We start from the raw sequence: 23,827 nt of genomic DNA, 5'->3' as shown, positions 1-23,827 counted from the left end.
GATATGAACGATCGGGCCAGATATTCTCAGGGTTCAGCCGAAAAGGTGGAAATTTCTATCCACCTTGATTCTGAACTGTTAGCACAAATTAAGCACCTGACCAACGATCCGAGTAAGGTCATTGAGACGGCAATTCGGCAGTGGCTTAGAGGTGAACGAGATCGAGATGATGAACTGACTCGGAACCTAGAGAGGAATCCGCCCGTGCCTCCAAGAGGGGAATGGAACGATTAATGCAAAATAAAGAACACTCTAGATGTAGACTTTAGCCGCAGGGCAAGTCTTTTGAGGTTGTATCTATCACAGAAAACGGCTGGTAATCATTAGCTTCTTCTCCTTTTGCAGTTTACAGGTATACTCTGATGGCGGCTCCTGTTAATGTCTCACTGCCAACTTTCGAGTCAACTGTGTCAAGTCCAGATCAGTACCAAAAACTGCTGAGTCAGATTGCTAGGAATATCCGTCGCACGCTCGATCTAGATACCATTTGGCAGCAAACGGTTAGAGGGCTAGGAGAAGCGCTTAACGTTAGTCGCTGCATCATCTGCAACTACGAAAGTTCTAAGCCCAAAGTGCAGGTGGTGGCGGAGTATTGCCAGGAGACGTTTCGGTCGATGCTGGGACAACAGTTACAGCTTGCCGAGCAACCCTACCTAAGGCAAGCACTGGAGACACAAGGCGAGCCAGTTGTGGTAGAACAGGCTGGGGTGAATGCGTTTGGGCAACAATCGGTATTAGTCGTTTCTACCTGCTATCAAAACCAGCCAAATGGCGTCATCGCTTTGCAACAGTGCGATCGCACTCGGCGATGGAACGATGCCGAAGTTGAGTTAGTTAGAGAACTGGCAGATCAGGTGGGAACCGCGATCGCTCACGCCACCCTGTATAAAGAATTAGAAGAAGCCCGCGAACAAGCAGAAGAAGCTTCTCGCCTCAAATCAGAGTTTCTGGCAAATACTTCCCACGAACTTCGGACACCGCTAAACGGCATGATTGGCTCCCTGAAGCTGATCCTAGATGGGACGGTAGACGAGCCAGAAGAGCAACTGGATTTTATCCAAGATGCTTACCGTTCAGCTTTACATCTCCTCAACCTGATCAATGACATTCTCGATGTCGCCAAAATTGAAGCAGGCAAAATGGAGCTGGAACTGGGACAGGTGAAGCTGGAAGAACTATTCGGGGATGTTGAGGAATTTACCCAGAATCAGGCGCAGCAGAAAAACCTGAGCTTATGCATTCAAATGCCATCTACCTACGATGAAATTATCCTGTATGGCAACTACCAGCGGCTGCTCCAGGTGATGTTAAACCTGATAGGGAATGCAATCAAATTTACCCATGAAGGCGGCGTCACGGTCAGTGCCGAGGTCAGTAAAAAGAAACTTAAGTTTGGAGGACAGGAATGTCCAGGCGTCGTGAAAGTCCAAGTCGCCGATACGGGGATTGGTGTCTCCCTTGACAAGCAAGACAAACTATTTCAATCATTTAGCCAGGTGGATGGCTCTCGCACTAGACAGTACGGTGGTACCGGATTGGGATTGGCAATATCTCAAAGGCTGGTAGAAGCAATGGGTGGGGTCGTAAACTTCTACAGTATGGGCGAAGGTCTGGGTTCAACAGTTACGTTCACCGTGCCTCTGTATCAAGAGCCGGTAATGATTTCAACACAACAGACAGGTTCGATGGATTGTTAATGTAGGTGCCACTTTCGGGGATTGATAAAATTGGGTTGAGTTGGCTCTACCAGTTGAAAGCACAAACAAGCTGCTTGCTGGTAGTTTCAGGCTCTACGATGAAATTTCGAGAAAGCAAGCACGCCAACATCGCCTGCGAGGTCAACAGGATTCTATGACTGAGCCAATTTCCGAACCGTACCAAAACTTTGAACCAAATTGCTAACAGGAGCGATCGCACACTCGATCTAAAAGCGATTTTCCAGCAAACGGTTGAAAGTTTGGGAAAAGCATTGGACATAAGCCGGTGCCTTAGTTTCAATTGTTCGGTAAAATGAATGGCTCTCACACAACTCCCGGTGCGGGTACGGGACTCGGACTCACAATCTCTCAAAAGCTGCTCGAAGCAATGGCTGGCAATATTCATGTTCATCGTACGGGGAAGGACTCAGCTCAACAGTCATGGTCACTGTACCCCTGTATCAAGCTCCAGTAATGATGACTACGCCACAGACGGGTTCAATAGGGCTATTAATCTAGGTGCGTACAGCGACGCTATCGGATTTTTCTGCTAACCCCAGTTTTCAGCGAATTGTGTCGCCAAAGCGTGTCACTACTCTGCAAACATTTTTACACTAGGAAAGAAGTTGATTAAAGTAAGAGTCTATGACTGAGCAAGCAAATGCTCGTGACTTGTTTCGGGCTGCCTACGAAAACCGCTACACCTGGGATACTAATTTCCCAGGATATAGTGCTGATGTAGAACTCAAGCAAGGTGATGAAGTCTACAAAGGCAAAATTCGCATCAACAGCGACATGACTGTTGAAGTTACCGGCATCGAAGACGAAACGGTGCAAGAGAGCATCTATACTCAGCTCAGGGATATTGTCACCCACCGCAAGCGGGGGTCTTTTGACAAAGCTCACGGCAAGAACGAATTTAACCTGGGGGAAACGGACGCCAGCGGCGCTACGGAAATTCTGGTTAAAGGCGATGCGATGGGATCTAACTACAAAATCCGAGGCACTGAAATTTGCCAGGTGAGTCGGGTAATGGGTCGAATGGCATTTGTCATCGATACCGCTGAAAGTTTAGACACCGGAGAAGGCTACGCCGCCAGTCGCTACGATGTTGTCTTCCGGAATCCTCAGACAGGTGAATTGCTCAGAGAAATGCAATTTGAGGATACCTTCGAGAAAGTCGGCGATTACTACGTGATGACCAAGCAGGTAATTCACGCGAATGAGCAAGGTCAAAAAACGACCACCGAGTTCAACTACGCGAACGTCAAGTTACTGGAACCAGCAGCGGTATAGGCGGTCCGCGTTACGATACCCTCTCGGCTGTCCCCAGTGTTCTCCATTTTCGCGATGAGTTTTTATCTCTGCGTGAACTAGGATCAACATAGCTGCAATAGAAAGAAAGATTCGATAAGGTAAACTAACCATGTCACAAACACTGGCACTGACTTCAGAAAACGTCGAACAAGTTTTGGATGAACTGCGCCCTTACTTAATGTCCGATGGTGGTAACGTTGAGCTGGTAGACATCGACGGTCCAGTCGTGAAGCTACGCCTCCAAGGAGCCTGCGGATCTTGCCCTAGTTCAGCAATGACGCTGAGAATGGGAATTGAGCGCCGCTTGCGTGAATTTATCCCCGAAATTGCCGAAGTTGAGCAAGTCCTTTAAAGGCAAAAGGTAAAAGGCAAAAGGCAAAAGATTTTTTCTGATTTCTTTTGCCTTTTTAGTTTAATTGAACCAGTCTTTTCAAAGCCAAAGGCAAAAGAAATAAAACAGATATTTCTTTTGCCTTTTTAGTTTCTCCTATTTACTTTTCCTATGCCCCATCCTCTCTATATCTCTTTCATCTGGCATCAACATCAACCTCTGTACAAAAGCCGCGCAGTCAACCAGTATCGTTTGCCGTGGGTGCGGCTGCATGGGACGAAAGATTACCTAGATTTAGTGCTGCTGCTGGCTCGTTATCCGAAGCTGCATCAAACGGTTAATCTCGTGCCATCTTTGATTTTGCAGTTAGAGGATTATGTTGCTGGCACGGCGATGGACCCGTACTTAGCAGCAGCTTTGACGCCAGAACAGCAACTGAGTGATGAACAAAAAAGATTTATTATTGAGCATTTTTTTGATGCCAATCACCATACTTTAATTGACCCTCATCCTCGCTACGGAGAACTGTACGGGCAACGTCAAGAAAAGGGGGAAGAATGGTGTTGGACAAATTGGAATCCGCAAGATTACAGCGATTTGCTCGCTTGGCATAATCTGGCGTGGATCGATCCTTTGTTTTGGGACGATCCAGAGATTGAGGGCTGGTTGAAGCAGGGAAGAAACTTTACTTTAAGCGATCGCCAGCGAATTTTCTCTAAACAACGAGAAATCTTGAGTCGCATCATTCCGCAGCACCGGCAGATGCAAGAAGCGGGGCAACTGGAAGTATCGACAACGCCCTACACACACCCAATTTTGCCCTTACTGAACGATACCAACTCCGGTCGGGTGGCGGTGCCCAACATGACCTTGCCGAAGCAGCGCTTCCAGTGGGCTGAAGATATCCCCAGACATCTCCAAAAAGCTTGGGATATGTATAAAGATCGGTTTGGGCAAGAACCGCGTGGTTTGTGGCCTTCAGAACAATCGGTCAGCCCCGAAATTTTGCCTTATATCGCCAAGCAAGGATATAAGTGGATCTGCTCCGATGAAGCCGTCTTAGGTTGGTCTAAGAAGCAATTTTTCCATCGAGACGGCGCGGGGAATGTCTACGAACCCGAATTACTGTATCAACCTTATCGGCTGCAAACCGAGTTCGGCGACTTAGCGATCGTGTTTCGGGATCACCGATTATCAGATTTAATTGGCTTTACTTATGGAGCGATGGAACCGCGCCGCGCCGCCGCCGACTTAGTCGGGCATTTGGAAGCGATCGCTCGCACCCTGAAACACCGCCAGAAAGGAGGCGGTACAGCCCTAGAACAACCGTGGCTGGTCAACATTGCCCTTGATGGCGAAAACTGTTGGGAACACTACCATCTGGATGGTAAGCCCTTCTTAGAAGCTCTTTATCAAACGCTGAGCGACCACTCAGAGCTGAAATTGGTCACGGTTTCGGAATTTCTAGACCAGTTCCCTCCCAAGGCAACCATCCCCGCCGAGCAGCTGCACAGCGGCTCTTGGGTCGATGGCAGCTTTACAACTTGGATTGGCGATCCCGCCAAAAATCGCGCCTGGGATCTCTTAGAAGATGCGCGGAAAGTCTTGGCTAGCCATCCAGAAGCAACCGAGGAAAACAATCCAGAAGTTTGGGAAGCTTTGTACGCCGCAGAAGGTTCCGATTGGTTCTGGTGGTTTGGCGAAGGTCATTCCTCAAACCAAGATGCCATGTTCGACCAGCTGTTCCGGGAACACCTGTGTGCGATTTACCAAGCTTTAAATGAGCCGATCCCGTCGAACTTGCGCCAACCCGTAGAAGCTCACGAAGCGCGGGGAGACCATCGACCCCAAGGCTTTATTCATCCCACCATCGATGGACTGGGTGACGAACAGGATTGGGATCGCGCTGGTCGGATTGATGTGGGCGGATCGCGGGGTACGATGCACAAGAGCAGTGCCATTCAGCGTCTTTGGTACGGCGTGGATCACCTTAACTTCTATCTACGGCTGGACTTCCAGACCGGCATTCAACCGGGTAAAGGCTGTCCGCCAGAGTTGCATTTGCTGTGGTTCTATCCCAACCAAACGATGCACAATAGCCCCATTCCGCTGGAAAATTTACCTGACGAAGCGCCACTGAACTATCTGTTCCACCACCATTTAGGGATTAACTTACTGACTCACACGATTGAGTTTGAGGAGGCTGGGGAACATCTCAAGTGGCATCCTCGGTTTAGCCGCGCTCAAGTGGGTTTAAATAAGTGTTTGGAAGTGGCAGTTCCTTGGGCAGATTTGCAAATTGGGCCAGATTTTCCGCTGCGGATGGTAGCTATCTTAGCGGATGGCGAACGGTTTAGTAGCTATGTGCCTGAAAATGCCTTGATTCCGATTGATGTTCCTTAAGAATTCAATCGCAAAAATCAGGGATTTTACAAAAATCCCTGATTTTTCTAACTTTGATACCGCATCACTGTCCAAACATTTCCACTAATTAAAGTATCCAGTTGGAAAATTTGAAAACTTGATTTGAGAGGCTGCGAGATTTCTTGCCAAGGAACAATCGTAAAGCCAAGTTGCGAATAAAATCGTACTAATTTAGGCTTACAGACTAAATAGAGGGGGTGGGTCGCTTCTTGAACAAGACGCTTCACTAGATAGGAACCCAGGTGCTGGCTGCGCCAAACAGGTTTCACAAATAAGTAATACAGCATAGAGTGCGTACTATAGCCGTTTATTTCACCGCAAGCTACTAAGCTTCCATTACATTCAATGACCCAGAACCGCGACCAATTGACAAAAGCATAGGTGAAAATTGAGAAGAAAAATAGAATAAAGGAAGCGGCTAAACAAAGAGTAACAATAAAAAGAAGTGCAAGGATAAGAAATAAAATAATTCCGAGCAAGAAATTAGAAGCAAGAATTTTGATAATTTGTATGATTGCTAGCATGAAAAAAGTCAAGGCAATCAAAATTAGGAAATTGAAAGATAAAACTCTCAGATCAAATTTTAAAGCCTCAGATTTTGTAAATTCTAATAATAATTGCTGAATTAACCATTTTTCTTCCGCACGGGCTGGTCGGAGAACACACCCTGGTGGCAATGAAGGAGGTAGGTCAGCCATTAGTCCATTTTGTTGCAGCAGTGAACATCAAAGTCTGCGGCGATGAGGGCAATATTAGCAGTATGGGAGCCGTTGTCGTGTTTAAATAAACTGGAAATTTAGGAGCGATCGCTAACTATCCCTACTCATCTATCAGGGTTGGGTGTTACCGTCACCCGACGATCGACTTCATCAATCGTTATCGATGCCAAGCCAAACTGCTCAATCACCCACGCATTGGTCGTTAGGTGGGTGCTAATCTCCGCCACTCGGTATTGACTCGTCGAGTCAGCTAAAGCCGCTGGCAATAGCAACTGATCCCCCAGGTGTACATCGACGGGTGCGCCAGTGTTATGAAAATCCAGCAACTCCTGACAAGCCATATCGGCAACTTTATCGGCTGGCAGTCCCAGACGTCCCAAAGCACCAAAGAAAGCCTTGCTATTCTCGTACTCAGCGGTGAGGAAAATCCCCGCCCCCGGTGCGATACCCCTTTCCCGTAAGGGTTGGACAGTGGCTTTGAGATCTGCCTGATGCAACACATTCTCGGCGCGGCTAGCCATCCGTTGGGGAATGTGGGAAGGAAGTTGTGTCACCACAGCAATCCCCCGCACCTGCTGAAATTCTCCAGGTTCCAGAAGGCTAATCCCTCGCAATGGTTGGATTTCCCTGTTCTTACCCCTAACGCCCCTACCGCTAACGCGAAGTTCCACTTCTCCTTGGCCTTGGGGATACCACCCCCAACTGCGTATCCTCACCTCAGCTTCCACTCCCATCTGACGTAACAGAGGCAAGTAGACTTGCTCGATGTAGGTATAAGCGGGACTATAGGCGACATGGGTGCCGCCGCGCAGCGTCACCTGCGATTCTCCCTGCGCGATCGCTAAGGGCAGCAAAATTGTCTGCAAAACCAAAGTAACCGCACCCGCCGAACCGCCTTCTTGTGCTTCGGTAACATCAAACGTGTATTTTCCCGGTTGGATTGAATCACCCGGAATAAACTCTAAAGCCGTTGAACCCAACGTATCCCCTTGCACTTTCGCTCCACAGATGGCAGCAGCGGCACGCACAGCCGTTAAGTGTTGGGCAGCGAGTCCGGGCTTTTTGCGTCCCGCCCGAACCTGCCCAATCCGGATCGGATGGCCTGCGATCGCCGCCAGGCTGAGGGAAGTCCGTAAAACTTGTCCGCCGCCTTCTCCGTAGGAACCGTCGATGTAAATCATGAGTAAAAGGATGCTTCAAACGTATTATGAAGGAAGTGACCAGATTTTAACGGCGCGGCATGGGAACAGTTTGGGAATTAGATTTTTATTCGCGTCCAATTTTGGACGAACAACAGAAAAAGATTTGGGAATTATTGGTGTGCGAAAGTCCGTTGGATATCCGCACCAAACCTGAGTCCCTGTTTCGTTACGCCGAGTTTTGCCCCAATAGCACGGTAAATTCGATCTGGCTGCGAACGACGTTGGAAGAAGCGATCGCTAGGGCAGCTGAACCTCCTCAAAAAATCCGCTTCTTCCGCCGCCCGATGACCAAAATGATTGTGAAAGCCTGCGATGAGTTGGGCATTTCCGCTCAGCTGAGCCGTCGAACTTTTACACTGTATCGGTGGCTGCAAGAGCGGATGCAGGACGTTTATCCCCAGCAACCAGGCTACCAAGGAGTTGCCCCGAATCCCTCTGTCCAATACCAACCCCAGCCGCCCCAACCTTTACCGGATGCGCTGGTTGGGCAAAAGTGGGCATTTGTAACCTTGTCAGCGGAAGCCTTTGAGGAAATGCACGAGTGGGACATCGGCTTTCGAGAAGCTTTTCCACTTATTGGATTAGGAGATTTCGCGCCTTTGCCACCGGAGACGCAGATTCCAGGGGTGGTGATTTTCTCTCCCAGAGCAGTACCGATGGCTGGCTGGATGTCGGGAATTGAACCGGCGTTCCTGAAATTTAATCGGAACACACCGCCTAGATTGCTTTTAGAGACGGGTGAGAGTAATAGCTGGATTTTGGCAAGTATCAAAGATTCAAAAACTTTGACGGAAGCCGAAAACTTTGAGGACGCCAAGCGAAAAGCTGGGATGTTGCATTTTTTAGCGATTCAGTCCGATCCGCAATCAGAATCCTTTGCGGGTTTTTGGCTAATGCAAGAATTGCCTCTGAGTTAAATTGATTCCAAAGTAAATCTTTCGGTTTCGCAACCAGACTGGGAGAATAGAAGACAAAGACATAAAAAAAGGCTCTCAGACAAGCATAAAAGTCGGAGTAAAAGCGCGGATGTTGAGACTGAGCGACAGAATTTCGCACTTTCTACTTTGACTTTATGAGGGCGTCTTGGCGGTTCCATCAATAAATTCCACGGTCAGAATATGGGTTTTAACGATTTACCACAAGAGACGCTAGCAGAGCAGTTATTGGAGTTAGCCACTCGTTCTGGAGCCGAGGCAGCGGAGGTTTATCAAGCGCGATCGCTTTCTCGTCCAGTTTTTTTTGAAGCCAACCGGCTCAAACAACTGGAAAGTGCCCAATCAGAAGGGACGGCGTTGCGGCTGTGGCGAGAAGGGCGTCCGGGTTTAGCCGTTGCTTATGGCCCTGTGGAACCGCAAGCACTGGTAGATCGAGCGATCGCTTTGTCGGCACTCAACGGAGTGGAAACCGTGGAATTGACTGAGGGGCGGGCATCTAAGTATCCCGACTTGGGCGAGTTTATGCCCGTCGAGGAGCTGATATTAATGGGCAAAGAAGCGATCGCCCTCGTCCGAGATGCCTACCCAGAAGTCCTCTGCACCGCTCAATGGGAATGCGAAGCAGAAACGACGCGCCTTGTCAACACCAAAGGATTGGATTGTCGCTATACCGATACGACCCTCAGCTGTTATCTGGCAGCCGAATGGGTGCGGGGGGATGATTTCTTGAGCGTTGGCGATGGACAAACCCAGCGGAATAGCCTCGATCCGGTCGCCTTGGCAAACCAAATTTTGCAGCGGTTAGCGTGGGCGAAAGAAAACATTTCACCCCCCATCGGTCGCGTGCCCGTGTTATTTACCGCCAAAGCAGCGGATATGCTTTGGGGAACCCTCTCAGCTGCACTGAATGGGAAACGAACCCTTGAGGGGGCTTCGCCGTGGAGCGATCGCTTGGGCGAACCCGTGACTTCAAAAGCCCTTACCATTACCCAAAACCCAGAATCTGGGCCGTTTAGCTGTCCTTTTGATGATGAAGGCACGGTCACGCGGAATCTGGAATTTATCAAAGACGGCATTTTGCAGCTGTTTTATACCGACCGCACGACCGGACGCCAGCTGGGTAGCGGGACTACTGGAAACGGGTTTCGTCCCGGTTTAGGTAGTTACCCGACACCGGGGCTATTTAATTTGCTGATTCATCCGGGAACTGGGGATCTGCTGAGCTTAATGCAGCAGATGGGTGATGGGCTGGTAGTAGATCAGATGCTGGGAGGCGGTTCTGGGATTTCGGGGGACTTCTCGATTAACGTTGACCTGGGCTACCGGATCAAGAACGGTCAGGTGGTCGGCAGGGTAAAAGATACGATGGTGGCAGGTAACGTATACGCAGCCCTCAAGCAGCTAGTGGCATTGGGAGGCGACGCCGAGTGGAATGGTTCGGTCTATACCCCATCTCTGATTGTGGAAGGGCTGTCTGTCACCGGCAAAATGCTGAGTTAATCCGAATCGAAGACTGGCTAATTGCCCGTTAGCCGTTAGCCATTAGCCATGAAATGAGTTGAGGGCAAAATGTTGAATGACTTATGAATTATTTGAGAGTGTTAAGTTCTCAAGTTTTGTCTTTACACTCAAGACTCAAATTTCCCAAATCCAAGGTCAAAGCTTTCTTACAACCCAGACGGCGTTTAGCGATCGCTGAAGCTTGTCTAATTGGTTTAGTATCGGGACTCGCCGCAGTTCTGTTCAAAGTCGGCGTCGGGACCTTGGGTGCATGGCGAGTTCATGCTTCCCACTTTCTCCCTGCATGGTTCGCATTACCCGCCATTGGTTTATCCTTTGGACTCCTCTCCGGCTTCCTAGTCGAACGTCTGGCACCAGAAGCAGCGGGGAGCGGCATTCCTTTTGTTAAAGCTGCCCTTTCTCAATTCCCCATCGCCCTGAATTTACGAGTTGCCCTCGTGAAGTTAGCCAGCAGCATTATTGCTCTGGGTTCCGGACTCACCTTGGGGCGTCAAGGGCCAACCGTGCATATCGGTGCAGCCGTTGCTGCTCAATTCAGCCACTGGGTTCCTACCTCGCCCGACCATCGCCGCCAGATGATTGCCGCTGGTGCGGGTGCTGGGTTAGCGGCTGGTTTCAATGCACCGATTGCCGGTGTGCTGTTTATTGTCGAAGAACTCCTCCAAGATTTATCCGACCTCACCTTGGGCACAGCCATTCTCGCATCCTTTATCGGTGCGGTTGTGTCGCGGCTGCTGGGCGGTCGTAGCCTTGACCTCAACCTCGATATTAGCCAATCTCAGACTAGCTTTTTTGCCCAAGAGATTCCTTTTTACCTGTTGTTAGGAGCCTTGGCTGGGGTGCTGGGGGCAATGTTTGGGAAAGGAATTTTTACTTCCCTCGCCTTCTATCGCCGCCTCAAACTTTCTCTACCGCTGCGAATTGGGCTGGCTGGATTAATTTCTGGTATCGTGACCGCCCTTCTCCCCTCAACATTTCGAGACAACACCGGGCTGCGAGAGTCCCTGCTGGCAGGTGGAGTGAGCTGGGAAATGGCAGCGATCGCTTTTGTGGCTCAGTATATACTCACGCTCGTCGCCTGTGGTTCTGGTGCCCCTGGCGGGTTATTCGCGCCTTCCCTGATTCTGGGGTCTGGGCTTGGCTATCTGGTCGGGTTCGTGCAGGAGGTAACCTTGGCAGTGGGTTCACCGACTACCTACGCCCTGGCTGGTATGGGGGCATTTTTCAGTGCCGTCTCCAAAGCGCCCATCACCGCTATTGTCATCGTTTTTGAAATGACAATGGACTTCAATCTTGTTCTGCCGCTGATGATTGGGTCTGTTGTTGCTTACCTGGTGTCGGAAAAGATAGTCAGGGGGTCGCTCTACGATCGCCTGCTGAAGTGGAATGGGATTGAACTAGAGAAAAAGCCAACTACCGATGGACTCTTATCGATGCTGAAGGCGGCAGACGTGATGCAGCGCCGAGTCGAAACCTTAACCAGCAATATGACCCTTGATGAAGCCGTGCAAGCTTTCTCTCGCTCCCATCATCGCGGCTTTCCGGTTGTGTATAAGGAGAAACTGGTTGGGATTATTACCCAAACTGACCTTGCTGGAATTGCCCAACGGGGATTACCAGGGAACGCCCCTTTGAGCAAAATCATGACGCCGAAGCCGATGGCGGTAAACCCTACCGACTCCTTGGGTGATGTTCTCTATTTACTCAATCGCTATCAACTCAGTCGGTTGCCAGTGACGGAAGGGCGCAAGCTGATTGGGATTATTACCCGTGCTGATATTATTCGGGCGCAAGCAGATAAGCTGAACGGTCAATCGGTGAATATTGGCCCGCGTCCGGAGCCTTCTTACTGTGTTTATCAAACTCGTTCTCCAGCAGTGGGAAGCGGACGAATGCTCGTTACCATCGCCAACCCGCAAACCGCACCCGCATTGTTGCAAATGGCAGCGGCAATTGCCCGCGATCGCAACTACGAAATCGAATGTCTTCAGGTTATCTCGGTTCCCCGCAACAGTGCCCCTGCTCAAACGCCCGTTAGCACTACGAAAAGTCGTCGGTTGCTCCGTCATGCCGAAAAACTGGGGCAAGATTGGCAAATTCCCGTCCACACTCAGATCCGCGTGTCTCATGATGTTGCTCCAGCGATTCTGGAAACCATTAACGAGCGTCACATTAATTTGCTGCTGATGGGCTGGAAAGGCACCAGCATCACGCCCGGTCGAGTTTTTGGCGATGTGGTAGACACGATCATCCGGCAGGCTCCCTGCGAGGTGGTGCTGGTGAAAATGGGCGAAGAGACTCCAGGTGTAGAAGAGCCGAGAAGCAGAGGCATCAGGGCGCATATCGCTGCTAATTCTCCCCGGCCCGCCCGCATCCTGGCACCTCGGCATCGCATCGGGGCACACTCACCCACCGTGTCCCTCTGCTTCAATCGCTGGCTGGTTCCGATTGCGGGTGGTCCCAACGCCCAGCAAGCTTTGCAACTCCTACCCGCTTTGATGTGTCTGAGTAAGACACCCGCAATTGAGCTAGCCCAAGTTTTCCATCCTTCCACCCTCTTGCCGGACACCGCCATGTTAGAAAAATCAGCCTTGTTCCTCAGCCGCCAACTGAGTGCAAGCGTGACGGCGATTCCCCTTCGTTCCAGTTCTGTCTCGGATGCCGTGATCGATCTAGCGCAAGCTGACGCCTGCGATGTGGTGATATTGGGTGCTAGTCGGGAAGGGCTATTGCAGCAGGTGATGAAGGGAAATATCCCCGAAGCGATCGCGCGTGGCGTGAAAAGCACCGTGATTTTGGTAAGAAGCGCCCAGTAAAAAATTAAACAGAAGAATTATTCATTTCTGGTTAATTTCTGATTTTGACTTGCCCCTCACGGATTTGCACCACAGGTCGATTCGCCATCCGCAATAAGCGTTCGTCGTGCGTTGTTACCATCACGGTGGCACCGAAGGCATTGAGTTTCTGGAGAATTCTCAGCACCGATGCCGAGTTATCAGCATCGAGGTTTCCGGTCGGTTCATCTGCCAGTAACAGCGGCGGCGTTCCGACAATTGCGCGAGCAAGACTGACGCGCTGTTGCTCTCCACCAGAGAGTTCTTCAGGAAAACAATCCGCTTTATGCTGCAACCCGACTAATTTCAGCGTTGGAGGAAGGCGGCGCTCAATTTCCTTGCGCGTGAAGCCTTGCGCCCACAGTACAAAAGCAATATTTTCCGTGACTGTCCGGCGGGGGATGAGTTTGTAGTCTTGAAAAACAACGCCGATGCGCCGCCGCAGCAAAGACAGGCGATGACCCCGCAACTGCGCCACGTTGCAGTTATCGACCATGACCTCGCCATCCGTGGGGCGTTCTTCCCCATACAACAGCTTTAAGAGTGTTGATTTACCAGAACCAGAAGGCCCGGTAACAAACAAGAAATCCCCTCGCTTAACTTCCAAATTCACATCCAATAACCCACGGCTGCCATTGGAATAAATTTTTGTCACTTCCCGCAATTTCACCATGACTGCTGAGGAGGTTGAGTAATTGGCGTCCCGTGCGTCACTCCGGCGATCTTTGCCAATGCTGGGATGAGCAGAAGCTGTGGTCATATAAAAGTTATCAGTGCGTAATGCTAAGGGCTAATAGCTAATCGCTCATCGTTCATGGCAACTTCAATGAACAATTAACAATTCAAAACTCATAACTTTTTACCACAGCTCGCAAGGCAAATTGCGGTAAAGCCATCATTCTTCGCCAGCGCCAGGGTTCTTGATACAAGCGATAAAGCCATTCCAGATGATTATCCCGCAACCAAGCGGGTGCCCTGGATTTAATTCCAGCCCAAATATCAAAGCTACCGCCGACACCAATCCAAATCGATTCGGGACACAGGTGTCGGTTTTGGGCAATCCATAATTCCTGACGGGGAACGCCTAAACCCACGAATATCAGACGGGGTTGGAGAGTTTGCAGGGTTGTCTTAAATTCTGGTTCTGCTTCGGGTAAGAGGTAGCCGTGTTGACTCCCAGCGATCGCAATTCCCGGCACTCGTTCCTCCCAAACCGCAGCTGCTGCTTGCGCGACTCCCGGTGCCCCACCATAGAAAAAAATCGGGCAAAGCTTCCCCATTTGCCCAGCTTCCTGTAAAAGTGACTCTGCCAACTCAATTCCCGGACAGCGTCTCAGGCGTCTACCCTTTAGCCGCAAATAAAGGACAACCCCAGCTCCATCCGGAATCACCAGTTCAGCCTGCTGGATGATCCCCGCAAGGGTGGGGTTGTCTTCTGCCTGAATCGCCATTTCCGCATTTAGCGTAACGACATGACCGCCTACCTTCTCATGTAGGCGCGAGATTAGCCACTTAGAATAGTCTTCTAACAGATGAACGGGCACTCCCAGGACGGGAAAATGTTCGGGTTTCTCCAATAGCATCGAATTTTGGTAAGGCTTTACACCAGCCATAGCAGCTCTGTCGTTTCAAGACTATGAACGCTAACTTATTCGCTGTATTGTAGAGTATTCCAGAACTTTGGTACAGAATCGGGAAACACAATTTTTTTATATTTGCAGATCGTATTTTCTCTTCAGATAGCTCTCTTAAGAGAGCCATCTGCGTATAATTCCAGCGGCACCAGTTCAGTTTTTCCGTTTACATTAACCTTTGAGTAGACGATTCTCACAAAGGGAGCTTTATTTTGGTTGTAGCGATAAGACATATTAAACCTCCGCGTGAACCTTGATTTTTAGAATTTTTTAGTTGATTTTATTCCAATGTCTTCTCTTTAGACTTACTTTTTTGCTACACTAAGTCGCTTGAAAGCTCCAGAAGAGAATAGTAAGCTTTCTAATGATTATTTTGTAAAAACTTGGACTGTGTAGAACTATATTTGTATCGTCTAAAGCCATCTAAATTAAGGGTAAATCTACAGAAATTTTCTGTCATTAACCCTTGGGCTTAAGTCTGTAGATACACATAAACTGAATTACTTTAAGTGAATACTTCTTGAGATAGAGATCGGTGAAAAGGGAAGTAATCTCTGTTCTCCCATGCTCATGTCAATAACTTCTGCCCAGTCGTCGCGTACCAAGCGTTGAGAAAGCCGCCGAATCATCGTAGCATCGGCGACGCCATCAATCTCTAGCACATCCAAATGCTCAGGATATAACCAACTCCAAAAAACGATTCCCAGGCTTTACTTTAACGATGCTAGCCAGTAAAAGAACCAGATTCCGATCAGATTGGCAGCGAGATCGGACAAGGTGGAGGAACGAAGCGGTGAGAGGGCTTGCAGACTCTCATCAAATAAGGCAAAGATACTAATCAGAATTGGTGATAGTGGTAGGCTTATGGAACGAGACCAAATATTAATCACCCGGTTCCCTAAAGCTTTCTGACCTAAGTAACTGGCAAACCCTAATAAAATGAAATGTCCAATTGTGTCATAAAAAGGAATGGCAGAAATTTTGACTGGCACAATTCCTAAATAAGCAGAAACAAAAATTGTCAGTAAAATTACGAAATAAAGAATAAAACCTAGAACCCAACGCTGATTTGATTTCATACCCATTGCTCCCTGAGGCGCGTGTCACCCCTCAGCGTAAGTTTAGAAAATCTGTTTGCTTTCAATTAAAATAATTTCAATAAATTTAACTGGTTATATTTAATAACAAATTACACAACTATACTGCTTTGTTTATGGAATTAAAGGAGATTCTTCTTCAAATACGTCCATTAAAACAGATTTTTTAGGGTGGTAGGCGGTCAAGTAGAGACGCGCTTAACCGCGTCTCTACAACCCATCCATTTTGGCTGACAAATTTGGCTGACAAGTTAGTGCATTAAACAGCGTTAAGCGTGGCGGTTGACTTCTTGTTGGAGCCACGGATCGACCGGCTGTCCATCTTTGCGGCGCAACTCAATCTGAATAGCGATCGCTTCTTTGGCTCCTGGCGGCGCGGGTTGCTGATGGAAGAGAATATCATATTCGGCTGGATCGTGATTGCGCTCTCGCAGCCAATCCTGCACCTTCACTGAGGCGAAGATAGATTGCCCGTCTTGAAACATCCGGGTAATCTGCATCTGTAGCGTGTAAGGATTTAAGCGACCCATAAAGTTTTGCCTTTCTAAACAGCGATATTTATAAACTTCTAGCTCACACTAGCAGTTTTTCTGTTTTTCTGCCGATGAGTAGATAAGTCATCATTTCTCCCTTTCCTTTCACCTGGATTGCACCCCGCTCTTTCCATTGATATTTGTCCTGTAAAAGCTGGTAAGTGGCGGCGGTAACTTGAATAGAACCTGTGACTCCGTGGGATTCCATGCGACTGGCGGTATTAACTGTATCTCCCCATAAATCATAGATAAACTTTTTCAAACCAATGACTCCAGCAACAACCGGGCCAGTGTTAATGCCAATTCGGATGTTGAACTCTTCGCCATTCACTGCATTGAATCGGTCAATTGCCTTTTGCATATCTAACGCCATTTCGGCAATAGCTTCTGCATGATCCGTGCGAAGGATAGGTAAACCGCCAACCACCATATAGGCGTCGCCAATGGTCTTGATCTTTTCCAAACCATGTTGTTCAGCGAGTTGGTCAAACGCAGAAAATATTTGGTTGAGCAAGTTGACTAGTTCTACTGGTGATGTATGAGCAGCCAGTTGAGTAAAACCAACGATATCTGCAAATAGAACCGTTACTTCGGCAAAGTTATCGGCAATGATAGTATCCTGTTCTTTTTTTAAGCGGTCGGCGATCGCCTGGGGCAAAATGTTGTGTAGCAGTCTCTCCGCCTTCTTTTGCTCTGCTTTTAGTTCTTGTAAAGATGACTCTAAAGCTTCTAACATCCAGTTAATGGTACGAGCCAAGATCGACAATTCATCTCTGCCAGCAATTAAGACGCGCATTGACAGATCGCCTTTAGTACCAATGCTCCGAACCTCCGTACTGAGATAAGCTAGCCGAGACAGAAGCAGTTTTTCTAACAGAAATAAAGTTGCCCCGGTAAACGCGATCCCCACGACCAAAGTAGATATACCCAGCGACACTACCAGATAAGTCAGAAGAAGTTGGCTTTGTTGATAAAATTCTTTGGGCATATCAACTCGCACCAGCATTACGGGTTTGCCGTCAATGTCCCGCAGTAGGGTATATCCCACCATCCCGCTATTGCTGAGCGATCGCACCAAAATCGAAGAAGAACTATCGGACATTTTTGACAAAGCCGGAAGCACCGATTTGAAGTCGTCAGGTAGTTGCGGATCGTTTGCCAAGTACGCAGTGATAGGTAAATGGGTCAACTCGCTCAAAGCCTTGACTTTTTCAGTATTCAGGTAACGCCCTAAGATCAGCGTTCCCCGGCTAGGCCCTTCACCCTGGCTATTGAGAATTGGCCCTGCGGTGATCGCCATTGGCCCTTGGGGCAACAGAACGATGCCAACATAGTGGTCAAGTCGTTCAGAGTTCTTTAGCAGGCTTGTGTTAGCCGCTAAGTATGCCTGGATTTCCTTCGGAGTGGGGATTGCTTTGCGCTGCTTCAGGTTGAAGCTTTGACTAAAAACCAGCTGACCAGAGGAATTGATAAATAGGATTAAGTCGGATCTGAGCGATCGCAAGGAAATATCATTCAGATTGCGATCGATATAGCGGCGGTTGCCATCCTTGATGAAGTTATAGGTATCATCCCACATCGCCCATTGGTCGTTTAGAACGCTGAACTCACTCAGGTAGTTAGAGAAGGCATCCTGAACTCGTTGAACGTTCCGGTAAGCCTCCCGTTCGTACAATTTGGCGAAGCCTCTCAGCAGGATGGTTGACGAGGTGACATACAAAACCCCTATCAAACTTACGACGGTAACGCCAATCGTCAGCAGTGTTTTTTCGCGTAGTTTCATGCCCCTGAATGAGCGGTCAGCGATGCAGGTACTGACACGCTACACCTAAAGTACCCAAAATCTGAGCAAGTATTTAAGTATTAAAGATTAAGAGTGCGTTTAAGACTCGCCCAAGGCTGATTGCAACTGGGTGCGTGCTGTTTAGAGGGCTTTGTTTAGCTTGCTGCGATCGCGATCGCCATCTAGTAATAGATTGGGTCGTCCGCTGTCGAAGGCTACATATATACAAAGTTAAGATTTAAAAATCTCCTGCAAGCACGAATAGATTTTGGAGTCCAACCGATATTTCTCAATCATCTAACTTTGCCAATAATTCTGATACTGAACCAAATCTTACAATTCCCTGCTTGTATGCATCCCGTACTTCTGCAATTTCTTCTACTAATTGATGGCAACTTTAAATTAGGCGTTTATGAATAATATTTAGAAGTATTTCTTGGTCTTCTAAAGATAAAGATTCAACTGCTTCAATTGCTTGTTGAAATGCAGATGGCTGTGTTGCTTCAGTCATAAATTAAAAACTATTCGTAATAATTTCAAAAATAAAATAATGGAAAGCGATCGCATCCCTTTCAATTAAAGACGCGATCGCTTCCTTCTATTCGCCCAAACCCGACTTTAACTGAGTTCTAGCGCTTTCTAAGGCTTCTTTCAGCTTGCTGGGATCGCGTCCGCCAGCTTGCGCCAGGTTGGGGCGTCCGCCGCCGCCGCCGCCGCAGATTTTAGCGATCGCGCCGATGAATTTTCCAGCTTGCAATCCTTTTTTATTGACTTCAGGGCTAAAATGTGCCACTAAGCTAACTTTATCTGCTTCGGGAATTGATGCCAAGAATACGGCACCATTACCCAGTTTTTGCAGTAATCTTTCAGCAGCATTTTTGAGGGATTCGGCGTCAACATCGCCCAATTCGGCAACTAAAATTTTGAAATCGCCCACTGTTTCAGCAGTGCTGAGTAACTGGTCAGATTTCGCGAAGGCGAGTTCTGCCTTTAATGTTTCTAGCTGCTTTTGAGATGCCTTTAATTCGTTCTGGATGTTAGTAATTCTGTCGGGGAGTTCTTCGGGTTTGATTTTAAAGCGATCGCTCAAATCCTTAACCACTTTCTCCCGTACATTCAAGTATTCCAGAACCGCTGGCCCTGCTACTGCTTCGATTCGGCGCACTCCAGAGGCGACACCGGCTTCCGAGACGATCTTAAATAGCCCAATTTCAGCAGTGTTGTGAACGTGAGTACCGCCGCACAATTCCATCGAAACGCCGGGGACATCCAATACCCGTACTTCATCGCCGTATTTTTCGCCAAACATAGCGATCGCGCCTTTCGCTTTGGCTTCCGCGATTGGCAGGATTTCGGTTTCGGCGGGATGCGCTTCCGCGATCCAAGTATTGATTTGCTCTTCGATTTGTTGTACTTGTTCGGATGTCACGGGACAAGGACAGTTGAAATCAAATCGCAGCCGATCGAAGGCGACCAAAGAACCCGCCTGAGTAATCGATTCATCGACAAATTTCCTCAATGCCGCTTGCAGCAGGTGCGTTGCGGTATGATGCGCTTGCACGCGACGGCGACAAGACAAGTCAATTTGGGCAGTTACAGCATCTTCTACCCGCAGCGTACCGCGTTCAATGCGACCGAAATGGACGAAGAAATCGGATTCTTTCTTAACGTCTTCAACTCGTACCAAAACGGAATCGCCGGAGATATAACCGCGATCGCCAATTTGTCCGCCCGATTCTGCGTAGAATGGCGTCTTATTCAGGACAATCTGCACTTGTGTTCCCGCTTCCGCCGCTTCGACAGATTTGCCTTCTACAAGAATCACTTCTACTTGCGATTGGCTGGAAGGTTGGGTATAACCCAGAAACTCGGTGCTATGAATGTGTTCGGCTAGCTTATCTAGGGAACCTTGTAGGGTGAGATCGATGGTTTCGTGGGCGGACTGCGATCGCGTTTGCTGTTCCTCCATCGCCGCATTGAAGCCTGACTCGTCTACGGTGAGTCCTTCTTCCTCTGCAACTTCCTGAGTGAGTTCTACAGGGAAGCCGTAGGTGTCATAGAGAGTAAAGGCGTCTCGTCCGCCAATTTGAGTTTTGCCTTCCTGTTTCACCCGCTGGATAATTTCATCCAACAGTTTCTCACCTCGTTCCAGTGTCTTGAGGAAGCGAGATTCTTCTCGTTGCAGTTCCGCTTTGATTTGTGCTTCTCGAACCCGGACGATCGGATAAGCGGATTCGGAAAGCGCGATCGCAGTTTCCGCTACTTGCGGCGTAAATTCCCCGGAAATCCCAATCAGTCGTCCGTGACGCACCACGCGCCGAATCAAGCGCCGCAGTACATACCCCCGCCCAATATTCGATGCGCGAATTTCATCGGCAATCATGTGGACGACGGAACGAACGTGATCCCCAATGACCTTCAGGGAAACTTTCGTCTTCTCGTCGCTGCTAGCGTAATCAATTCCGGCGATTTCAGATGCAGTTTTGACGATTGGGAAAATCAGGTCAGTTTCGTAATTGTTGGATACCTGCTGGAGGATTTGCGCCATCCGTTCCAGTCCCATCCCCGTGTCGATGTTCTTATTTTGCAGCGGCGTTAGGTTGCCTTCTGCATCCCGGTTGTATTGCATGAACACCAGGTTGTAGAACTCGATGAACCGGGTGTCATCTTCTAAATCAATCTTGTCATCACCGCGTTCTGGGTAGAAATCATAGTAAATTTCCGAACAAGGGCCACAAGGACCTGTGGGACCAGATACCCAGAAGTTATCCGCTTCTCCCATGCGTTGGATTCTGGCTTCGGGAACGCCAATTTTATCCCGCCAAATCGTATAAGCTTCCTCATCTTCCCGGAAGACACTGACGACAAGGCGTTCTGGGGGTAAACCAAAAACTTGTGTTGACAGTTCCCAACCCCAAGCGATCGCTTGTTCTTTGAAATAATCCCCAAAGCTGAAATTACCCAACATCTCAAAAAACGTGTGATGTCGGGCAGTCCGTCCGACATTCTCAATATCGTTGGTGCGGATACATTTTTGAGAAGTCGTGGCACGCTTGAACTCAGGCGATCGCTGTCCTAAAAATATCGGCTTAAAAGGCAGCATCCCGGCGATCGTTAGCAGTACGGTGGGATCTTCTGGCACTAAGGAAGCACTCGGCAAAACTTGATGTCCTCGCTGGGCATAGAAGTCGAGGAATTTTTGCCGAATTTCGCTACCGCTAAGGAACTGGGAGGAAGAAGACATGGGAATTTACAAGGGCTTGGTATCGGTCAACTTTATCTATTTTTACATTTGTTTATGCCTTGTTGTAGCCCTTCTCGTTCAGGCATTGCAAGGCAGGGGAATTGTTTCTCTTTACTAACGCTTATTTGCTGTGTTTAAAGACTTGTCAAGTTTAGTTAAATCGGGGATTTTCCTCCAAAATGGGGTGCTAATTTAATAGTGGACACCAGGAAGTTAGCAAAACAAGGAGGCAGATGAAAAACGGAATGGGAAAAATAGACGCGGTGTCCCCGGTCTGTTACCCAAGTGCAGCAAGAACCAACCAAGCATAGACTGTAGTGGTAAAAAGCACTGGAGGGGCAAAAAGCCAAGCTGGTGCAAAGCCAAACCAAAGTCTGGGAAGACTGGACTATGCTGGAATACTAAAGATAAAGGTGAAGCTGCCAAACTTGTCCACCCTAGTTGTTGAAGTTCATTTTTTGAGAAAACCAATCCTTTCGATCTAACGGGCTTAGTCGCACTCGACTAAGCCCAAAAATGTTTTTAGGGGAATTTTTATCGAGGATGCGAATTGACAAGTCAGCGCTAGACTAACGCGATCGCGCCAGAATGCGGAATCTGCATTATCGCTCAGCAGGCTGATTTATCTAGCACTGTGACAACGGTAAAATAAAGGCTTCTCGAATCGCACCCTTGCAAACTTAATTGACTTGAATTGAATTTATGGCACTCCAACTAAAAGTTCCCACTATCGCCTGTAATGGCTGTGCAGAAACGATTACCGACACGATCCATACGATGGAACCCGACGCCAAGGTGGACGTGGATGTAAAAGCCAAGACGGTGACAGTGGAAGCTCAAGCTTCTGAAGAAACAATCAAGCAAGCGATCGTGGCGGCAGGTCACACGATTGAAGGTTATCAATAACCATACTCTGCATTACTAGGGTTAATTTTGAGCCAGTTAGGTAATAATCTAACTGGCTTTTGTCTGGTTACTGACTTCGTAGTGAATCAAGAAATCACAGATGAATCGGCTGCAAAAAGGCGCGATCGCGTAGCGTCTCCAAAGGAGAATCGCTCTGTTCTTGACAAATGGGGATGCGATCGCTCGCTTTACGCTTCCATTATCAAGAGTGGTAACAAATACCAATTATCTGCCAGCATAAAGAAGAATCTGCTCGCAGGTTGTTCAAGCATTTGGGTAGTGTGGCAGTTTTATGAAGATTTTGTAAAATTCTCTACCGCCAACGGAATACCCATCTCTAATACTTGTAGCAAACTGAGAATGTAACAGAGTGTGTCGGTGCCAACGATCGGGTTAGAGTTTGGTAGTGCTACCCGGTTCAATGGCATAGCAGCCAGAAGCCTCGTATAGCGGCATCCGCTAGAGCGATCGCTTCTTCGCCCCACAATCTACACGCTCATCCAGTCTAGGGTCATCTATCCATTCGTCTCCTTCGTTGCTCCATAAAAACTCTAGTGGTAGAAATTCTCACGTTTCGTCAACAGGGAAAGAGCCTTGATTCTTCCGGAATACCTACGCTAATGGATGCTTTTGTTCTAGTTGTTGGAACTGATGCATTTCTGGCAACATTTTTGACGCGAATCGCTGCTTTAGTAGGTGGCGCAGTTGAAGCTGCCTCCCAGCTAGATGAAGTCATCCCGCTGCTGGAAAAGAAACTGCCCTATATCTTAATTTTGCAGGCAAGTCTGGAGGGCAGTTTGGAATTCTGTTATCAGCTCAAACAACATAACCAATTAGCGGGGATTTACTGCATCTTGATAGAAGACCGACCGGAACTTGCCCGCGAGCAAACACTTTCCGATCGACACCGGAAGTTGGCACTCATGGCAGAAGCTTTAGAAAAAGGGGCAGATGCTTACTTGCAAATTGCCCCAGTCAGAAGAAGGAGTGCTGCCCTTGCACAAGAGGAGATCGGGTTGCAAGATCGCTTACTGGCAGCGCAAATTCAGATGGGATTACGCAAGGTGCAAAACTATCGTCAATTGATGCGAACCAATGATTTATTGTCAACAATGGCGCTATCTGACCCGCTGACGGAACTGAATAATCGTCGCGCCTTGGAATGGGAATTGCCCCGACAGATTCAAAATGCTCGGAGTCGCTTAATTCCGCTGAGTTTGGTAATGCTAGATGTAGACTATTTCAAGTCTATTAATGACACCTACGGGCATCTGATCGGCGATCGCGTCCTGCAACTACTCTCCGCTCGTCTGCAACACAACCTGCGATTTCAAGACACTCTCTTCCGCTACGGAGGTGAGGAATTTGTTGTAATTCTCAGCCACACAGATGTTCAAGAGGCTCCAGTGGTAGCCCACCGTCTGTGTCGCCTGATCTGCGAACAACCCTTCAGAATTAATCCCACTCTGTCACTCACAATTACGATCAGTTTGGGGACAGGCACCCTGAATGCGACGGACGATATTAAAGGAGTAAACTTGCTACAACGTGCTGACCAAAACCTTCTGCAAGCCAAATCTGATGGTCGCAATCGAGTTGTGAGTGAATAATTGCGAATTGCGGAAGAGGTAGAAATTCTCCCCTCAATTT

At 48.4% G+C, this 23,827-nt stretch carries 21 protein-coding genes; 12 read left to right on the top strand and 9 right to left on the bottom strand.

The genetic code is table 11. The features are described 5' to 3' along the window. Positions 1-3: 3 nt before the first annotated feature. From NC997_RS17185 to NC997_RS17160, 6 genes are all read left to right on the top strand, one after another. The gene (locus NC997_RS17185) at positions 4-234 is read left to right on the top strand and encodes a type II toxin-antitoxin system CcdA family antitoxin (protein ID WP_190411356.1); all 231 of its coding nucleotides are present in this window, start codon (positions 4-6) and stop codon (positions 232-234) included. 128 nt (positions 235-362) lie between these two features. After that, positions 363-1,697 (top strand): GAF domain-containing protein, encoded by a 1,335-nt coding sequence (locus tag NC997_RS17180; RefSeq protein WP_190411325.1) that lies wholly within the window; start codon positions 363-365, stop codon positions 1,695-1,697. A gap of 313 nt (positions 1,698-2,010) precedes the next feature. Beyond that, positions 2,011-2,172, top strand: coding sequence for a hypothetical protein (locus NC997_RS17175; RefSeq protein ID WP_348257811.1), 162 nt, complete (start codon positions 2,011-2,013; stop codon positions 2,170-2,172). A gap of 170 nt (positions 2,173-2,342) precedes the next feature. Next, on the top strand, positions 2,343-2,993 hold the full coding sequence (locus tag NC997_RS17170; protein WP_190411327.1) for a DUF3386 domain-containing protein: 651 nt from the start codon (positions 2,343-2,345) through the stop codon (positions 2,991-2,993). Positions 2,994-3,123: 130 nt separating this feature from the next. Beyond that, positions 3,124-3,366 carry a NifU family protein gene (locus NC997_RS17165; protein ID WP_190411328.1) on the top strand — a complete coding sequence of 81 codons (243 nt, stop codon included), beginning with the start codon at positions 3,124-3,126 and terminating at the stop codon, positions 3,364-3,366. A 150-nt stretch (positions 3,367-3,516) separates the two neighbouring features. Next, positions 3,517-5,748: a glycoside hydrolase gene (locus tag NC997_RS17160; protein WP_190526463.1), complete on the top strand. Its 2,232-nt coding sequence runs from the start codon at positions 3,517-3,519 to the stop codon at positions 5,746-5,748. Between the two features lie 47 nt (positions 5,749-5,795). On the opposite strand, the gene NC997_RS17155 is transcribed toward NC997_RS17160, so the two are convergent. Further along, positions 5,796-6,467: a GNAT family N-acetyltransferase gene (locus tag NC997_RS17155; RefSeq protein ID WP_190526461.1), complete on the bottom strand. Its 672-nt coding sequence runs from the start codon at positions 6,465-6,467 to the stop codon at positions 5,796-5,798. 125 nt (positions 6,468-6,592) lie between these two features. After that, positions 6,593-7,669, bottom strand: coding sequence for an RNA 3'-terminal phosphate cyclase (gene rtcA, locus NC997_RS17150; RefSeq protein ID WP_190526459.1), 1,077 nt, complete (start codon positions 7,667-7,669; stop codon positions 6,593-6,595). A gap of 59 nt (positions 7,670-7,728) precedes the next feature. Here rtcA and NC997_RS17145 point away from each other — a divergent pair, with 59 nt between their 5' ends. The 3 genes from NC997_RS17145 (at position 7,729) to NC997_RS17135 (ending at position 12,962) form a co-directional block, all read left to right on the top strand. Next, on the top strand, positions 7,729-8,607 hold the full coding sequence (locus NC997_RS17145; RefSeq protein WP_190526457.1) for a Tab2/Atab2 family RNA-binding protein: 879 nt from the start codon (positions 7,729-7,731) through the stop codon (positions 8,605-8,607). A 201-nt stretch (positions 8,608-8,808) separates the two neighbouring features. Then, positions 8,809-10,125, top strand: coding sequence for a TldD/PmbA family protein (locus NC997_RS17140; protein ID WP_190526455.1), 1,317 nt, complete (start codon positions 8,809-8,811; stop codon positions 10,123-10,125). Between the two features lie 83 nt (positions 10,126-10,208). After that, positions 10,209-12,962, top strand: a complete 2,754-nt coding sequence (locus NC997_RS17135; RefSeq protein WP_190526453.1) for a chloride channel protein — start codon at positions 10,209-10,211, stop codon at positions 12,960-12,962. Between the two features lie 31 nt (positions 12,963-12,993). Here the strand turns inward: NC997_RS17135 and ftsE are convergent, their stop codons facing one another. The 7 genes from ftsE to alaS all read right to left on the bottom strand — a co-directional run bounded on the left by ftsE (position 12,994) and on the right by alaS (position 21,271). After that, positions 12,994-13,740: a cell division ATP-binding protein FtsE gene (gene ftsE / locus NC997_RS17130; protein WP_190526451.1), complete on the bottom strand. Its 747-nt coding sequence runs from the start codon at positions 13,738-13,740 to the stop codon at positions 12,994-12,996. A gap of 82 nt (positions 13,741-13,822) precedes the next feature. Further along, positions 13,823-14,563 carry a WecB/TagA/CpsF family glycosyltransferase gene (locus NC997_RS17125; protein ID WP_190428759.1) on the bottom strand — a complete coding sequence of 247 codons (741 nt, stop codon included), beginning with the start codon at positions 14,561-14,563 and terminating at the stop codon, positions 13,823-13,825. A gap of 551 nt (positions 14,564-15,114) precedes the next feature. After that, positions 15,115-15,276: a hypothetical protein gene (locus tag NC997_RS17120; protein WP_190411335.1), complete on the bottom strand. Its 162-nt coding sequence runs from the start codon at positions 15,274-15,276 to the stop codon at positions 15,115-15,117. Positions 15,277-15,324: 48 nt separating this feature from the next. Further along, positions 15,325-15,693 (bottom strand): VanZ family protein, encoded by a 369-nt coding sequence (locus NC997_RS17115; RefSeq protein WP_190432312.1) that lies wholly within the window; start codon positions 15,691-15,693, stop codon positions 15,325-15,327. Positions 15,694-15,980: 287 nt separating this feature from the next. After that, positions 15,981-16,241, bottom strand: a complete 261-nt coding sequence (locus tag NC997_RS17110; RefSeq protein WP_190526449.1) for a hypothetical protein — start codon at positions 16,239-16,241, stop codon at positions 15,981-15,983. A 43-nt stretch (positions 16,242-16,284) separates the two neighbouring features. Next, positions 16,285-18,027, bottom strand: a complete 1,743-nt coding sequence (locus NC997_RS17105) for an adenylate/guanylate cyclase domain-containing protein (protein ID WP_190526447.1) — start codon at positions 18,025-18,027, stop codon at positions 16,285-16,287. 598 nt (positions 18,028-18,625) lie between these two features. After that, positions 18,626-21,271, bottom strand: a complete 2,646-nt coding sequence (gene alaS / locus NC997_RS17100) for an alanine--tRNA ligase (protein WP_190526445.1) — start codon at positions 21,269-21,271, stop codon at positions 18,626-18,628. Positions 21,272-21,973: 702 nt separating this feature from the next. On the opposite strand from alaS, the gene NC997_RS17095 reads away from it, so the two are divergent. From NC997_RS17095 to NC997_RS17085, 3 genes are all read left to right on the top strand, one after another. Continuing rightward, entirely contained in the window at positions 21,974-22,177 is a 204-nt protein-coding gene (locus tag NC997_RS17095; RefSeq protein ID WP_190411340.1) for a heavy-metal-associated domain-containing protein, read from the top strand. A gap of 81 nt (positions 22,178-22,258) precedes the next feature. Next, entirely contained in the window at positions 22,259-22,543 is a 285-nt protein-coding gene (locus NC997_RS17090; RefSeq protein ID WP_348257810.1) for a hypothetical protein, read from the top strand. A gap of 254 nt (positions 22,544-22,797) precedes the next feature. Continuing rightward, on the top strand, positions 22,798-23,787 hold the full coding sequence (locus NC997_RS17085) for a diguanylate cyclase (RefSeq protein WP_190526443.1): 990 nt from the start codon (positions 22,798-22,800) through the stop codon (positions 23,785-23,787). Positions 23,788-23,827: the final 40 nt, after the last annotated feature.

It is taken from the genome of Trichocoleus sp. DQ-A2 (genome assembly GCF_039961915.1).
GTDB lineage: Bacteria > Cyanobacteriota > Cyanobacteriia > Cyanobacteriales > FACHB-T130 > FACHB-T130.
This window is presented reverse-complemented; position numbering and strand designations above follow the sequence as displayed.